Consider the following 14,425-nt stretch of genomic DNA (forward strand, 5'->3'; position numbering starts at 1 on the left):
TTGATCGTGGCGGGTATTCATCGTAAATCGCCGATCTACGATGAATATCGATCTTGCCTCACCTGATTCAGCCCCTCCCTGCGGCGACCGCGTTGCCGTGGCAGCCAAGCTCGCTGCGCTGTCGCATCCGGCGCGGATCGAAATCCTGTTGCATCTTGCGGGGTCGGAGGCCTGCTGCTGCAAGGACGTCGTTCAAAGGCTGGATCTCGCGCAGTCGACCGTGTCGCAGCATCTGAAGGTGCTGGTCGATGCAGGGCTGGTGCGTTTGACGCCGGAGCGTCCGCGCTCCCGTTACGAAGTTGATCGCGAAGCGCTGGCTGCACTTTCAGGTGCCGTCAGCGGACTTCTTCTTTCCTGCTGCGCCGGGCCGCATTCCGGTCCGGCGCGCTAACAGAATTTTTCAGGACCTTTTACCTTGGCAGACAAGACCGTTTCAGCCGAATCCGGCTCGACCCTGCGAACACTGGCCAATCTGTGGCCCTATATGTGGCCTGCCGACCGTGCCGACCTGAAGGTTCGTGTCGCCTGGGCGACCCTATTCCTTGTGCTTGCCAAGCTGATCCTCGTGCTCGTGCCCTATTTCTTCAAATGGGCAACCGATGCGCTCGTGGGCGAGCTCCAGCCGGCCGACTACATTCCGGCCGTTCTCGTGGCGCCCGTCATGCTGGTGCTCGCTTACAACGTCGTGCGAATTGTCCAGCTCGGTTTCAATCAGCTGCGCGATGCGCTGTTCGCCCGTGTGGGTCAGCACGCCGTACGCCAGCTCGGCTACCGGACCTTCGTGCACATGCACAAGCTGTCGCTGCGGTTCCATCTGGAGCGGCGCACGGGCGGCCTCTCGCGCATCATCGAACGCGGCGTGAAGGGCATCGAGACCATCGTACGCTTCACAATCCTCAACACCGCACCCACGGTACTCGAATTCGCGCTGACTGCGATCATATTCTGGGTAACCTATGGCTGGGTCTATGTCGCGATCATCGCCGCGACCGTCTGGCTCTACACCTGGTTCACCGTGCGCGCGAGCGACTGGCGCATCGCAATTCGTCGCGAAATGAACGACAGCGATACGGAAGCCAACACGAAGGCGATCGATTCGCTGCTCAACTACGAGACGGTGAAGTATTTCAACAACGAGAAGATGGAGGCCGAGCGCTTCGACCGCTCGATGGCGCGATACGAGGATGCAGCCACCCGCACATGGACATCGCTCGGTTGGCTGAATTTCGGCCAGGGCGTCATTTTCGGCGTCGGCATGGCGGCGGTGATGGGCCTTTCGGCATGGGAGGTGACGCGGGGCACGCACACCATCGGCGACTTCGTCTTCGTCAACGCGATGCTGATGCAGCTTTCGATCCCGCTCAATTTCATCGGCTTCATCTATCGCGAGATCAGGCAGGCGATGACCGACATCGAGCAGATGTTCGACCTGCTCGACGTCAAGGAAGAGGTGACCGACCGCGAGGGCGCGTCGGCGCTGGTCGTCAGTGACGGCAAGGTTACTTTCGACGACGTGCATTTTTCCTACGACGCCAACCGGCCGATCCTCAAGGGTATCTCCTTCGAGGTGCCGGCCGGCAAGACCGTCGCCATCGTCGGGCCGTCGGGTGCCGGCAAGTCGACCATCTCGCGGCTTCTCTTCCGCTTCTACGATGTCCAGCAAGGTTCGATCCGCATCGACGGGCAGGACATCCGCGACGTGACGCAGGAGAGCCTTCGTGCCGCGATCGGCATGGTCCCGCAGGATACGGTGCTGTTCAACGACACGATCGCCTACAATGTCCGCTACGGACGGCCCTCGGCCAGCGAGGATGAGGTGGCGCAGGCAGCCGACCTCGCCCAGATCGGTACATTCATCGCTGCGCTGCCGGATGGCTACAGGACCATGGTCGGCGAGCGCGGGCTAAAGCTCTCCGGTGGCGAAAAGCAGCGCGTCGCGATTGCCCGCACCATCCTGAAGGCACCGCCTGTGCTGATGCTGGACGAGGCGACCTCGGCGCTGGACACGCAGACCGAGCAGGAAATCCAGGCCGCGCTGGACCTTGTCAGTCGCGGGCGCACGACGCTTGTCATCGCACATCGGCTTTCGACGGTCATTTCGGCCGACGAGATCATCGTGCTGCAGGATGGCCGCATCGCCGAACGCGGCCGCCACGCCGAGTTGCTGGCAGCGCGGGGCCTCTACGCATCGATGTGGGATCGCCAGCGCGAGGCGACCGAGGCCGAGGAGAAGCTGCGCCGTGCCCGCGAGACCGACGAGATGGGTGTCGTCGTCCGCCGCCGCACATCCGAGGTCTAGCTGGCCCGGGGGGCATCCGTGCTTTGGTATGCGGCTCTGTAGCCACTTTGTACCGCTTGCCTTGTGAGGATGGAGACGCTGTGCATTGCGGCGGAGGGCGGATTTCTGTAATCAGACGCCTCACCACCGGGAGCCTTGGCCGCGATGAGCCTCGTCGACAGCATCAAAAACGCATTCGTGCCGATCAACCGCGAAGGCTATCCCTTCATCGCCGGTTTTGGCGCGGTTGCGGTTGTTCTGGGCTTCTTTTCCACCAGCCTCTTCTGGATTGGCGCGATCCTGACCGCCTGGTGTGCCTACTTCTTCCGCGATCCGGAGCGCGTGACGCCGGTCGATGACCGTCTTGTGGTCAGTCCGGCGGATGGCATCGTGTCCGCCGTAGGGCCGGCGATCCCGCCGCGGGAGCTCGGCCTTGATGGCGGCGAGATGACCCGCATCTCCGTATTCATGAACGTCTTTTCCTGCCACGTGAACCGGGCGCCGGCCCGTGGCCGCATCACTGCCGTCGAGCATCGTCCGGGCAAGTTCCTGAACGCGGAACTCGACAAGGCGAGCGCGGAGAACGAGCGCAACGGCATCGTCATCGACAGCCCTAACGGCCGCATCGCCGCCGTGCAGATTGCCGGGCTCGTCGCGCGCCGCATCGTCTGCTGGGTCGACAGCGGCAACGACATCGCCATCGGCGAGCGCATCGGTCTCATTCGTTTCGGCTCGCGGGTCGACGTCTACCTGCCTGCCGGCGCGGTCGCGAAGGTTGCCGTCGGCCAGACGGCGGTTGCGGGCGAGACCATCATTGCCGAGTTCGGCGCCCACGCGGCTTCACCGCTCGTGCGCGTTTCCTGAGCGGCCGATGGCGCCGTTTCCTCCCTTCGAACCTCATGGCGCCCGCCGCGCCAGCGCCTGCGCGAGATTCCGCTGCGGCTGGTGCTGCCGAACCTGATCACGGTGATGGCCGTCTGCGCCGGCCTGTCGGGGGTGCGGCTTGCTTTCGAGCAGCGGTATGAGCTCGCGGTTGCCATGGTGCTGATCGCCGCGCTGCTAGACGCGGTGGATGGGCGCATAGCCCGCATGCTCAAGGCGACCTCGAAATTCGGCGCACAGATGGATTCGCTCGCCGACATCGTCAATTTCGGCGTCGCACCCGCGTTGGTGCTCTACGTCTATCTGCTCGACCGAGCCGGCGCGTTTGGCTGGATCGCCGCGCTACTGTTCGCCATTGCGTGCTGCCTCAGACTGGCGCGGTTCAACGTCATGCTGGAAGATCCCAACCGCCCCGCCTGGCAGGGCGACTATTTCGTCGGCGTGCCGGCACCAGCCGGTGCGCTGCTTGTTCTGTTGCCTGTCTATATGGGCTTTCTCGGCATGCCGCTGGTCGTGTCCACCGCCTTCGGTGCAAGCGCCTTCGCGGTTGTGGTTGCGTTGCTGATGGTGAGCAGGCTGCCGGTCTACTCGGGCAAGACAAGCGGAACCCGCATCCGACGCGATGCCGTCATGCCGATGATGCTGGGCATGGTTTTGTATGTGGCGCTGTTGTTCAGCTACACTTGGCACACGATGGCGGCCACGGCGCTCGCTTATCTGGCCTTCCTGCCGTTCAGTTGGCGCGCCTATGCCCGCCGCGTGGCCAAAGAAGAAGTGGCTGCTTCCGACGAGGGCGAGCAATAATGCCGCTTCAGGCTGCTTCCCTGTCGATTTCCGTCGTCCGGCTGACTTCCGTCATGCGTCCGTACAGCGCTCCCGAAGAGGTGCCCGGCTGAGGATCGTTGCGCGCGACGAGCTCGGCAATGGTTGCAGGCGCCAGCGCCCGCACCGTCAGCGACGGTAGTAGCCGGCGCCGGGTGGCGTCGCGCGGGAGCAGCGAGAAGGGCAGGTCGCGGGCGCCGGCAACGTAGATGGGCACCACCTTGGCTTCCGCGCGCAATGCGATGCGCGCCACGGCGCGATAGAGGCGGAAGCCGCGGGTTTCCGGCGCGACATCGGCCGGCATATAGACGCACAGCTTGCCGCCGCCGCGCAGCACCCGGACGAGCCGCCTGCTGATGAACAAGTGCTCCGGATTGAAGGCGATCGTACGCGCCAGCGAGCGCCATGGATCGAGCCACGCGGCGTTTGCCGAGTATTCGTCGAGGATGTGCAGCGTGTCGTCCGGCAGCAGCCCCAGCATCAATGCCGGGTCGAGGCGCGACTGGTGCGAAACGACGTAGATCACCGACGACGGAGCCTTGATGTCGCGCAACGCATGAGCGTCGACGCGCCAGATCAGCGCCAGCGGTGCATGCAGCACCGCCTGCCGAAAGGTAATCTTCTGCTCGTAAACCAGCCAGGCGCGGCTGCGAGCCACAACGCTGCAATGCCGGCGATGATGATTCCGGCCAGTATCATGTGCCCCTCACAGCAAATGCCAAGCTTGCGGCTCCTGCCGGTCGCTGAGGCGCAAACGTAGCGGATTGCGTGGGCGCGTCAATCGCGACTAACCTGATGGCGGCGGAAGGCCGCCACGTGTTCTCACGCCTGTTCGCGTGGCGAGGGGCTTGGTATGATGGCAGCCAGCCAGGGAGGAACCCATGGACGCTGCCGCACTCAAGGCCATGCAGGCGCCGATCAAGGAAACCTATCGCGACGATGCCGGCAAGGCGCTGGTCACTTTGCGGGCCCGAGGTGCCATCGACGATCAGTCCATTGCATGCAAGGTCGAGACGGGCCGTGCGATCGCTATCGCAGGTCTCCACCCAGCGACGGGTGGATCGGGATTGGAACTCTGTTCGGGCGATATGCTTCTGGAGGCACTCGTTGCCTGTGCGGGCGTCACGTTGAAGGCGGTGGCGACGGCGCTCGAGTTCAACCTCCGCGATGCGACCGTAGTGGCCGAGGGCGACCTGGATTTCCGAGGCACGCTTGGGGTGGACCGCGATGCGCCGGTGGGTTTCCGGGCGATCAGGCTGGCTTTCGAGCTGGACACGGATGAGCCGCAGGACCGCATCGACGCGTTGCTGAAGCTCACCGAGCGCTATTGCGTCGTGTTTCAGACGATCAGCGTGAAGCCGGAGTTGACCGTCAACGCCACCCTCAGTGGCGCGGCAGCGTAGAACGCCGAGCAGCGTCCGGCGCGACGACCGATCGGTTATGGCTTTGTCGAATTGTCGTTGCCGTGAAGACGGCGGAGCCCCTTACGGACGCCAGCCCTCGGCCCAGGGCGGCGGGTTGCCACCGTAGGTCGTGTCATAGAGATGATTGCCGCCCGTGCCGGTGGTGGTCAGCGAGAAATTGCCGAACTTGCAGGTCGTGCCCTTGCGGCTCTCGAATGTGTCGCGCGGGGAATAGGCCGGCACTTCCACCTCTTCGCAATTGCCGACGCTGACACCGAAACCCGGCGCGGCATCAAGGTTCACGCCGGGCAGGTTGTTTGCGGTGGCGGTGTCGCCGCTGAAATCCTGCGAACTGAAGACGTCGGCTTGAGCGGCAGAAGCTGCGAACAGGGCGCCTGCGGCAAAAGCGGAAGGAGAAGGTTTCTCATAAGGCGAGCCTTGCGAATGCGATACGGTCCGTCGCGACCGGTTTCCACACATCTAGCATGCAACGCCGATCTGGTCGATAGTTTGACCGTCGCTGCGTTCCCTACTCGGGCAGACGATAGCGCAGGAAGCGCTCGGTCGGCGCATCGAAGATGAGACCTGTTTCGGTCAGTTCCGGACTTGCCAGCGGTACGATTTTCCGCGCGATCTCGGAGGGGTGCGGCAAAATCTTCGGGTCCTCGCCGGGCACCGCCTGCGCGCGCATGGCCGTGCGTGTCGCGCCGGGGTTCACGGCGTTGATGCGCAGTGGCAGGTTCTTGGTTTCGTCGGCCCACGACCGAACCATCGCTTCGACCGCTGCCTTGGACGCTGCGTATGGACCCCAGAAGGCCTTTGCCGAATGGGCCGCGCCGGAGGACATGACGATGGCGCGCCCGGCGTCGGAAAGCCGCAGCAGCGGGTCCACGGAGCGGATCAGCCGCCAGGTGGAGTTGACGTTCACCGCCATCACCTTCTCGAACACCTTTGCCTCGACGTGGCCGAGCGGCGAGATGACGCCCAGAACACCGGCATTGGCAACGAGGATGTCCAGCTTGCCCCAGCGCTCATGGATCGCGCCGCCGAGCCTGTCGACGCCCGCTCCGTCGGCAAGGTCGGCGGCACCAGCGTCGCTTCGCCCTTGCCGGAGATCGCCTTCTCCGCCTTGATCTCGTCGTCAAGCTCTTCCAGCCCACCAATGGTGCGGGCCACGGCAACGACGTGGGCACCGGCTGCTGCGAGCTCTTTCGCGATAAAATAGCCGATACCGCGCGACGCGCCGGTGACGACGGCCACCCGGCCGGAAAGGTTCAGGGAGGAGGTCATGCTGGTCCTTATGGCTTACCTATTGTCCGCCCGTCGCCAGCAGCGACAGCGTGCGTACGTTGTCCGTGCCCTCTAGGTCGAGCAGGCGGGTCGGATATTCGCCAGTGAAGCAGGCATCGCAGAATTGCGGCTGTTCGGTATCGCGATTTGCTTCGCCGACAGCCCGGTAGAGCCCGTCGATGGACAGGAAGCCCAGCGAATCGACGCGGATGAAATCTGCCATCTCCCGGATGGACATGCGCGAGGCGAGCAGCTTGGACTTTTCCGGCGTGTCGACGCCGTAGAAGCATGAGGCACGCGTCGGCGGGGAGGCGATGCGCATGTGCACTTCCTTCGCGCCGGCATCGCGCACCATCTGCACGATCTTCTGGCTCGTCGTGCCGCGCACGATCGAATCGTCGACCAGCACCACGCGCTTGCCCTCGATCATCTTGCGGTTGGCGTTGTGCTTCAGCTTCACGCCCATATGGCGAATCGAATCACCGGGCTGGATGAAGGTCCGCCCCACATAGTGGTTGCGGATGATGCCGAGCTCGAACGGCAGTGCCGCCTGCTGCGCGAAGCCGATGGCCGCCGGCGTGCCCGAATCCGGCACCGGCACGACGATGTCGGCCTCGACCGGGTTCTCGATCGCCAGTTCGCGCCCGATATGCTTGCGCACGTCGTAGACGTTCCTGCCTTCGACGGAGGAGTCTGGACGGGCGAAATAGACATATTCGAAGATGCAGAAACGCGATTTCTGCGCTTCGAACGGGAAGAAACTCTCTATGCCCTTGGTGGTGATCACCACCATCTCGCCGGGCTTCAGGTCGCGGACGAAACGGGCGCCGATGATATCCAGGGCGCAGGTTTCGGACGCGAGGATCCACGCGCCGTCGAGATCGCCGAGCACGAGCGGGCGTATTCCCATAGGATCACGGCAGCCGATCATCTTCTTGGCCGTCAGCCCGACGAGCGAAAACGCACCCTCTAGCTGCCGCACGGCCTCGATGAAGCGGGAATTGATGTCTTTCTCGCGGCTGGTCGCAACGAGATGGAGGATCGTTTCCGTGTCCGAGGTGGACGTGAAGATCGAGCCCTGCTTCTGCAGCGCGCGCTGCACGGTCATCGCGTTGGTCAGGTTGCCGTTGTGAGCGACCGCGATGCCGCCTTCGGCAAGCTCCGCGAACAGCGGCTGCACGTTGCGCAGGCCAGCGCCGCCCGTAGTGGCGTAGCGCGTGTGGCCGATGGCCCGGGTGCCGGAAAGCCGGTCGATCACGGACTGCTTGGTGAAGGTGTCGCCGATCAGGCCCACATGGCGCTCGACGTGGAACTGCGACCCGTCATAGGAGACGATGCCGGCCGCTTCCTGCCCGCGATGCTGCAAGGCGTGCAGCCCGAGCGTGACGATCGCGGCGGCATCCTGCCTGCCAAAAATGCCGAAGACGCCGCATTCGTCATGAAAGCGGTCGTCGGCACCTGATGAAAACGGAGTATCGTCTGCGTCTGCCATAAGGCACCGCCTCTCGATTGTTTTCTGTTTGCGTATCCCGCGCCAGTATGGCGCAGCCTCAGTTTTCCGGCTGTTCGGTGCCGGGCGTATCCTCGCCGGGCGATATGCGGTTCAGTATCGAGTTTTCCGGATCGTCCGGCAGGATACCTTCCAGCCAGTTTCCGATACTTTCCAGCAGTGGCAGCGACTTGGCTTCCGAAATCCATGCGGGCGGGTTGGTTCCCACCAGCCACGAGAAGAACAGAAGGCCGACGGCCACGACGAGTATGCCGCGCGCGGCTCCATAGAGGAAGCCCAGCGTCCGGTCCAGCGCGCCGATGCGGCTGTCGATGATGAAGTCGGCGATCTTCATGGTGATGACCGTCACGACGATCAGCGCGATAAAGAACACGATGGCTGCGGCCACCGCTATGCGGAGCTGCGGGTGATCCACATAGGATTCGATATAGGGGACGATCGCTGGGTAGAAGAAATATGCCGCAACCGCTGCAGCGCCCCACGATGCGATCGACAGGATCTCGCGCGAAAAGCCGCGCACCATGGCCAGCATTGCGGAAACGAGGGTGAAGCCGACGAGGATTCCGTCCAGCAGGGTAATGGGCATTCAGGCTCCACTCCAGTCGCGCAAGCGAAGACCGCTCGCCACTTGCATCCCTTCAGTCATCCGCGTCGCGTCGCTTCGAACCGGCGATGCGCACGACCAGATCGGAAAGCGTAGCCGGCTGAAACGCCCGCTGGCCGCTCCCGCCATTCTGCTCGTCACCCGCACTAGGCATGACCGCCTGGGCGAAACCCAGCTTTTCCGCCTCTTTCAGGCGTTGCTGGGCGTGTGCGACGGGCCGTATAGCCCCCGAAAGACTGATTTCGCCGAAATAGACGCAATCGGCCGGAAGGGCAAGACCGGTAAGCGAGGAAACCAGCGCGGCTGCAACCGCGAGGTCGGCCGCAGGCTCCGTGATGCGATAGCCGCCGGCAACGTTCAGATAGACGTCGTGCTGCGCGAAGCGGACGCCACAATGGGCTTCCAGCACCGCGAGCACCATCGACAGCCGCGCTGAATCCCATCCCACCACCGCCCGGCGCGGCGTGCCGAGCGGGGAGGGGGCGACCAGCGCCTGGATTTCGACGAGCACCGGCCGCGTGCCTTCCATGCCGGCGAACACCGCAGCGCCCGGCGCCTTGGCGCTGCGCTCGCCGAGGAAGAGTTCGGACGGGTTGGCCACCTCGCGCAGCCCCTTGTCCGACATCTCGAACACACCGATCTCGTCCGTCGGCCCGAAGCGGTTCTTGACTGTGCGCAGGATGCGGTAATGGTGCCCGCCTTCGCCTTCGAAATAGAGCACGCCGTCGACCATGTGCTCGACCACGCGCGGCCCGGCGATCTGGCCTTCCTTGGTCACGTGGCCGACAAGCACGACCGCCGCGCCAGTCGACTTCGCATAGCGGATCATCGCCTGCGCGGCCGCGCGCACCTGCGTCACCGTGCCCGGTGCGCTGTCTGCCATGTCTGTCCACAGCGTCTGGATCGAATCGAGGATGACGAGGTCGGGCCGCTTGCCTTCCGCGATGGTGGCGAGGATATCCTCGACATTGGTCTCGGCAGCCAGTTCGACAGGCGTGTCGGCGGCACCCAGGCGCTGTGCGCGCAGGCGTATCTGCGCCACCGCCTCCTCGCCAGACACATAGACGATGCGATGACCGCGCGAGGCGAGTGCGGCAGCCGCCTGGGTCAGGAGGGTCGACTTGCCGATGCCCGGATCGCCGCCGACCAGCAGCGCCGACCCACGCACGAACCCGCCGCCGGTCGCCCGGTCGAGTTCGCCGATACCGGAGATGATGCGCGGTGCTTCCTCGATCTCGCCGGAGAGCGTGGTGAGCGTGACCGGCCGCCCCTTGCGGCTGCTTCGCAGGCCGGCCGGCCCACTGCCGATGCCGCCGGACGTGCCTTCCTCGACCAGCGTGTTCCACTCCCCGCAAGCGTCGCACTTGCCGGCCCAGCGCGCATGCGCCGTACCGCAGTTCTGGCAGATGAACTGAACGCGGGGCTTAGCCATGTGGGCTCACATAATGCCGGTGGTATCGCTTCCCCAGCGAGGTCAGCAGTTCGTAGGAAATCGTGCCCGCGGCCGCTGCCGCGTCGTCCACGGCGATGTTGGGACCGAACAGTTCCACCCAGTCGCCGACGCTCACCGTGTCCGCGCCGAGATCGGTGACGTCGAACATGGTCAGGTCCATCGTCACGCGCCCCAGCACCGGCACTTTCCTGCCATGCACGAAACCGTGGCCCCCGCCTGCGACCTGTCGCAAAGGCACGCCGCTGCCCGAACTCGCCCGATGGTAGCCGTCCGCGTATCCCGCCGAGACCACCGCGATGGTCGTGTCCCGCGCAAGCGTGTGCGTCGCGCCGTAACTCACCGTTCCCCCGCTTTCGCCTGCCGGACCTGCATGACGCGCGCTTCCGCCGTGACGACGGTCTTCATCGGGTTCGCGGCACCGTTGACCGGCCGGCCGCCGTAGAGCGCGATGCCCGGACGGACGAGGTCGAAGGCGAAATCGGCGCACAGAAACGTTCCCGACGAATTCGCCAGGCTTGAATCGATCCCCGAGAAAGCCTGCCTAACCGCCTGAAACGATTCGAGTTGCCGCCTGCTGAGCGGATGATCGGGATCGCCGGCGCAGGCGAGATGGCTCATCAGCAGGCGCGGCGTGATCGCACCCGTCAGCGCGTTTTCCTCGGCAAAGGCGACCGCCTCTTCGGGCGTGAGCCCCAGCCGGTTCATGCCGGTGTCGACATGGATCGCGCAGGGGCGTGGCGCGTCGTCGTCCCAGCCGAAGGCCTCCCAGCAGGAAAGATCGGTTGGCGAGCCGAGAACCGGCAGCAGGCGATATTCGCCGTAGGCGGGGGCGGCTTCGGGGCCGAAGAGCCCGTTCAGCACGAAGATGTCCGCCTCCGGCAGTATCGCACGCAAGGCGATGCCTTCTTCCGGCAGCGCGACGAAGAATGTGCGGCAGCCAGCGTCCCACAGCACCGGCGCGACATGGCCGGCACCCAGGCCGTAGGCATCCGCCTTGACCACGCCGGCTACCGCCGCGGGTGCCGCCTGACGGGCAAGCAGGCGATAGTTCGCGGCCAGCGCCGCGAGATCGATCGTCAGCCGGCCGCCGGCCAGCCGAGGGTCGGCGCCCTCGTGGAGCGCGTCGGGTTCGAAGGGAAGCCAGCCGGACAATGTCTATTCGAACCGCTCTGGCAGGCGGTCTTCCTCGGCAAGGTCCGAGAAGCGCGTGAACTGGCCCTCGAAAGCGAGCTCCACCGTGCCGGTAGGGCCGTGGCGCTGCTTGGCGATGATCAGTTCGGCCTTGCCTTTCACGCGCTCGAATTTCAGCCGCCAGTCTTCATATTCCGGCGTGCCTTCCTCCGGCTGCTTGTTCTGCATGTAGTATTCGTCGCGATAGACGAACAGCACCACGTCCGCGTCCTGCTCGATCGAGCCCGATTCGCGCAGATCGGCGAGTTGCGGCCGCTTGTCGTCGCGGCTCTCGACCTGGCGCGAGAGCTGGGAAAGCGCGATGATCGGCACGTTCAGCTCCTTGGCAAGCGCCTTCAGGCCGGTCGTGATCTCGGTGATTTCCTGAACGCGGTTCTGGCTGGATTTGGCCGATGAGCCCTGCATGAGCTGAACGTAGTCGATCACGATCACGTCGAGCCCGCGCTGCCGCTTGAGGCGTCGCGCGCGGGCAGCGAGCTGCGCGATGGAGATGCCGCCGGTCTGGTCGATGAACAGCGGCGTCTTCTGCATCATCTGCGAGCACGCAACCAGCTTCTCGAAATCGGCTTCGGTGATCTCGCCGCGCCTGATCTTCGAGGACGAGATTTCCGTCTGCTCGGAGATGATACGTGTTGCGAGCTGTTCCGACGACATTTCGAGCGAGAAGAAGCCGACCACCCCGCCATTCGCAGCCTTGAAGGAGCCGTCGGCCTGCTGCGCCGGCGTATAGGCGCTGGCGATATTGAAGGCGATATTGGTGGCAAGCGAGGTCTTGCCCATGGCGGGACGCCCGGCAAGGATTATGAGATCGGAAGACTGGAGCCCGCCGAGCTTGCGGTCGACGTCGCGCAAGCCGGTCGAGATGCCGGAAAGGTGACCATCACGCATATAGGCGGCATTGGCCATGTCGACGGCGGTCTTGACCGCGTCGTTGAAGCTCTCGAAGCCGCCGTCATAGCGGCCGGTCTCTGCCAGCTCGAACAGCCGGCGCTCGGCATCCTCGATCTGCTCGCCGGGCGACATGTCCACCGGCGCGTCATAGGCGATGTTGACCATGTCCTCGCCGACGGTGATGAGCGCGCGGCGGGTGGCGAGGTCGTAGATGGCGCGACCGTAGTCGGCCGCGTTGATGACCGTCACGGCTTCGGCGGCAAGACGCGCAAGATAATGCGCGACCGTCATGTCGCCGACCTTCTCGTCGGCCGGAAGAAATGTCTTGATCGTCACCGGATTGGCCATCTTGCCCATCCGGATCAGTTCGGCCAGCACCTCGTAGATCTTGCGGTGCAGCGGCTCGTAGAAATGGCTCGCCTTGAGGAAGTCGGAGACGCGATAGAACGCGTCATTGTTGACCAGAATGGCTCCGAGCAGCGCCTGTTCGGCCTCGATGTTGTTGGGTGCTTCGCGATAGAGCGGTGTCTCCGCCGCCGCGAGCTTGCGGACTGCTTCAGCCATGCCGGCTCCGTTTGATTTGCCTTGCCGGACTCGGAAAACAACAACGCCCCGCAGCCGATACCGGGTACCGTCCTATCCCCGCAGTGTGCTGGTTCAAAGCTTCTTCTGTTTCAACCTTCATGATTCACAGCGATCCACAGCCTGTGCGGACAAATACGTGTTTGGCAGTTGACGCGAATCGGGTGGATAGCATAGCGCCCATCCAATGAGAACAAAAGGGGAATATCTGGAATCAGCCCGCAAACGTGTCACCCCAGTCTGCGCGCCTAGCCTCCTTGAAGCTCGCGCCATCGCGCTTAGTCAACAGGCGCTCGACGGCGTTTCCATCGGGCTGGCAGATTTTGAGCTGAACTTTACCGGAACCGTGCCTGGGCGGCGCAAGCACGCGCGCTTCGCGATCAGCGGGCGCGTTCCGGCTCGCCGCCAGATAGATGAACTTCTCGTCCTCCCAGGGAACATCGGCGCCCTTGGCGACCCGGTGGATGCGCGAGCGCGCGACGCGCCGGGCAAAGTGGCACCAGTCCGGAGCGGCAAGCGGGCAGGGCACTTGATGCGGGCAGGGGGCGGCGACATGGGCGCCGATGCCGATAAGGCGCGCCCGGGCATCCAGAACGCGCCGCCAGCCGGCCGGCGTACCGGGCTCCACGATGACCAGCATCTCTCCTGTCAGCGCCCAGAGGCTGTCGACAAGCCCCCAAGTGAAGCTGGGGCGACCTCATCCAGGACATACGCGCATGTCACCAGCTCGTGCGGCGCCTGCCCGCGCAGATCGAGCGTTGCGTCGCCTGCCACCCAGGTCGTGGTTACTTGCCGGAGATTATCCGAAAGCGCGCGGCCCGCGCGGCGCGCCGGTTCGCTGGCGTCCAGCAACGTTGCGGTTTCAAGCTCGGGCCAGACGGAGGCAGCAGCCCAAAGCACGGTTCCCGGTCCGCACCCGACATCGAGCATGGTTCTGGGCGCGAAATCCGGCATTGCCGCCGCCGCCGCATCGAGACTTGCATGAACCGCGGCAAACGTGGCCGGCATGCGCGTTGCGAGATAGGCCTTCACCGCCAGATCGGCATTCATATGCAGGCGGCCGTCGCGCACCTCCGCACGGTAGCGCTCCGAAAGCACGGTTGCCGCCCGCGCGATCTCGGAGACTGGAATGCCGTGAAGCATTTCATCGATCGCCTGGCGAAGGGGAGCGGGTAGTTCCATCGCGTCAGGCTTCGCGTGGCGCCAGCAGGATGACGGATGCGCCGACGAGGCAGATACCCGCACCCACCAGATCGAAACGGTCGGGCTTGACGCCTTCGGCCGCCCACAGCCACAACAGCGACGCGCAGATATAGATGCCGCCATAGGCGGCATAGGCGCGTCCTGCCGCGCTTGTATCGGCGAGGGTCAGCAGCCAGGCGAACATCACGAGACTGAGCGTACCCGGAATCAGCCACAGCGCCGACTTGTCCAAGCGCCACCAGGCCCAGAACGCGAAGCAGCCTGCGATCTCGAAAAGTGCGGTGGCAATGAATACGGGCAAGGTCATCCGGGTCTC

Annotated in this window: 11 protein-coding genes and 4 pseudogenes; 5 read left to right on the top strand and 10 right to left on the bottom strand. The window is 64.5% G+C overall.

The features are described 5' to 3' along the window. Positions 1 to 40: 40 nt before the first annotated feature. The 4 genes and pseudogenes from HK436_RS13185 to HK436_RS13200 all read left to right on the top strand — a co-directional run bounded on the left by HK436_RS13185 (position 41) and on the right by HK436_RS13200 (position 3,964). Positions 41 to 391, top strand: coding sequence for an ArsR/SmtB family transcription factor (locus HK436_RS13185; protein WP_173190441.1), 351 nt, complete (start codon positions 41 to 43; stop codon positions 389 to 391). Positions 392 to 415: 24 nt separating this feature from the next. Continuing rightward, on the top strand, positions 416 to 2,299 hold the full coding sequence (locus tag HK436_RS13190; protein WP_173190442.1) for an ABCB family ABC transporter ATP-binding protein/permease: 1,884 nt from the start codon (positions 416 to 418) through the stop codon (positions 2,297 to 2,299). A gap of 144 nt (positions 2,300 to 2,443) precedes the next feature. Further along, positions 2,444 to 3,142 (top strand): phosphatidylserine decarboxylase, encoded by a 699-nt coding sequence (locus HK436_RS13195; protein WP_173190444.1) that lies wholly within the window; start codon positions 2,444 to 2,446, stop codon positions 3,140 to 3,142. Between the two features lie 7 nt (positions 3,143 to 3,149). Next, positions 3,150 to 3,964, top strand: a pseudogene (locus HK436_RS13200) (CDP-alcohol phosphatidyltransferase family protein). 7 nt (positions 3,965 to 3,971) lie between these two features. Here the strand turns inward: HK436_RS13200 and HK436_RS13205 are convergent. After that, positions 3,972 to 4,640, bottom strand: coding sequence for a 1-acyl-sn-glycerol-3-phosphate acyltransferase (locus HK436_RS13205; RefSeq protein ID WP_244648946.1), 669 nt, complete (start codon positions 4,638 to 4,640; stop codon positions 3,972 to 3,974). A 223-nt stretch (positions 4,641 to 4,863) separates the two neighbouring features. On the opposite strand from HK436_RS13205, the gene HK436_RS13210 reads away from it, so the two are divergent. Beyond that, entirely contained in the window at positions 4,864 to 5,385 is a 522-nt protein-coding gene (locus HK436_RS13210; RefSeq protein WP_173190446.1) for an OsmC family protein, read from the top strand. 81 nt (positions 5,386 to 5,466) lie between these two features. Here HK436_RS13210 and HK436_RS13215 read toward each other — a convergent pair whose 3' ends face one another. From HK436_RS13215 to HK436_RS13255, 9 genes and pseudogenes are all read right to left on the bottom strand, one after another. Continuing rightward, positions 5,467 to 5,688, bottom strand: a complete 222-nt coding sequence (locus HK436_RS13215; protein ID WP_173190448.1) for a hypothetical protein — start codon at positions 5,686 to 5,688, stop codon at positions 5,467 to 5,469. A 226-nt stretch (positions 5,689 to 5,914) separates the two neighbouring features. Then, a pseudogene (locus HK436_RS13220) lies at positions 5,915 to 6,675 on the bottom strand (SDR family NAD(P)-dependent oxidoreductase). Positions 6,676 to 6,694: 19 nt separating this feature from the next. Then, positions 6,695 to 8,167 (bottom strand): amidophosphoribosyltransferase, encoded by a 1,473-nt coding sequence (purF, locus tag HK436_RS13225; protein ID WP_173190450.1) that lies wholly within the window; start codon positions 8,165 to 8,167, stop codon positions 6,695 to 6,697. 58 nt (positions 8,168 to 8,225) lie between these two features. After that, a complete protein-coding gene (locus HK436_RS13230; protein WP_173190452.1) occupies positions 8,226 to 8,771 on the bottom strand; it encodes a CvpA family protein in 546 nt (181 codons plus the stop codon). A gap of 52 nt (positions 8,772 to 8,823) precedes the next feature. Continuing rightward, the gene (gene radA / locus HK436_RS13235; RefSeq protein WP_173190454.1) at positions 8,824 to 10,221 is read right to left on the bottom strand and encodes a DNA repair protein RadA; all 1,398 of its coding nucleotides are present in this window, start codon (positions 10,219 to 10,221) and stop codon (positions 8,824 to 8,826) included. After that, positions 10,214 to 11,337 (bottom strand): annotated as a pseudogene (gene alr / locus HK436_RS13240) (alanine racemase). The gene radA and the pseudogene alr overlap by 8 nt, the downstream one beginning before the upstream one ends. A 60-nt stretch (positions 11,338 to 11,397) precedes the next feature. Beyond that, on the bottom strand, positions 11,398 to 12,888 hold the full coding sequence (locus tag HK436_RS13245; RefSeq protein WP_173190456.1) for a replicative DNA helicase: 1,491 nt from the start codon (positions 12,886 to 12,888) through the stop codon (positions 11,398 to 11,400). A gap of 232 nt (positions 12,889 to 13,120) precedes the next feature. Beyond that, a pseudogene (locus HK436_RS13250) lies at positions 13,121 to 14,088 on the bottom strand (small ribosomal subunit Rsm22 family protein). A gap of 4 nt (positions 14,089 to 14,092) precedes the next feature. Further along, positions 14,093 to 14,416: a YnfA family protein gene (locus tag HK436_RS13255; RefSeq protein ID WP_173190458.1), complete on the bottom strand. Its 324-nt coding sequence runs from the start codon at positions 14,414 to 14,416 to the stop codon at positions 14,093 to 14,095. Positions 14,417 to 14,425: the final 9 nt, after the last annotated feature.

This window comes from Neoaquamicrobium sediminum (genome assembly GCF_013240295.1).
GTDB classification, from domain to species: domain Bacteria; phylum Pseudomonadota; class Alphaproteobacteria; order Rhizobiales; family Rhizobiaceae; genus Aerobium; species Aerobium sediminum.

Bases quoted from the DNA above. Each gene is read 5' to 3' on its own strand.
- HK436_RS13185 (WP_173190441.1), top strand. From the start codon at position 41: ATGAATATCGATCTTGCCTCACCTGATTCAGCCCCTCCCTGCGGCGAC.
- HK436_RS13195 (WP_173190444.1), top strand. From the start codon at position 2,444: ATGAGCCTCGTCGACAGCATCAAAAACGCATTCGTGCCGATCAACCGC.
- HK436_RS13210 (WP_173190446.1), top strand. From the start codon at position 4,864: ATGGACGCTGCCGCACTCAAGGCCATGCAGGCGCCGATCAAGGAAACC.
- purF (WP_173190450.1), bottom strand. From the start codon at position 8,167: ATGGCAGACGCAGACGATACTCCGTTTTCATCAGGTGCCGACGACCGC.
- HK436_RS13230 (WP_173190452.1), bottom strand. From the start codon at position 8,771: ATGCCCATTACCCTGCTGGACGGAATCCTCGTCGGCTTCACCCTCGTT.
- radA (WP_173190454.1), bottom strand. From the start codon at position 10,221: ATGGCTAAGCCCCGCGTTCAGTTCATCTGCCAGAACTGCGGTACGGCG.
- HK436_RS13245 (WP_173190456.1), bottom strand. From the start codon at position 12,888: ATGGCTGAAGCAGTCCGCAAGCTCGCGGCGGCGGAGACACCGCTCTAT.
- HK436_RS13255 (WP_173190458.1), bottom strand. From the start codon at position 14,416: ATGACCTTGCCCGTATTCATTGCCACCGCACTTTTCGAGATCGCAGGC.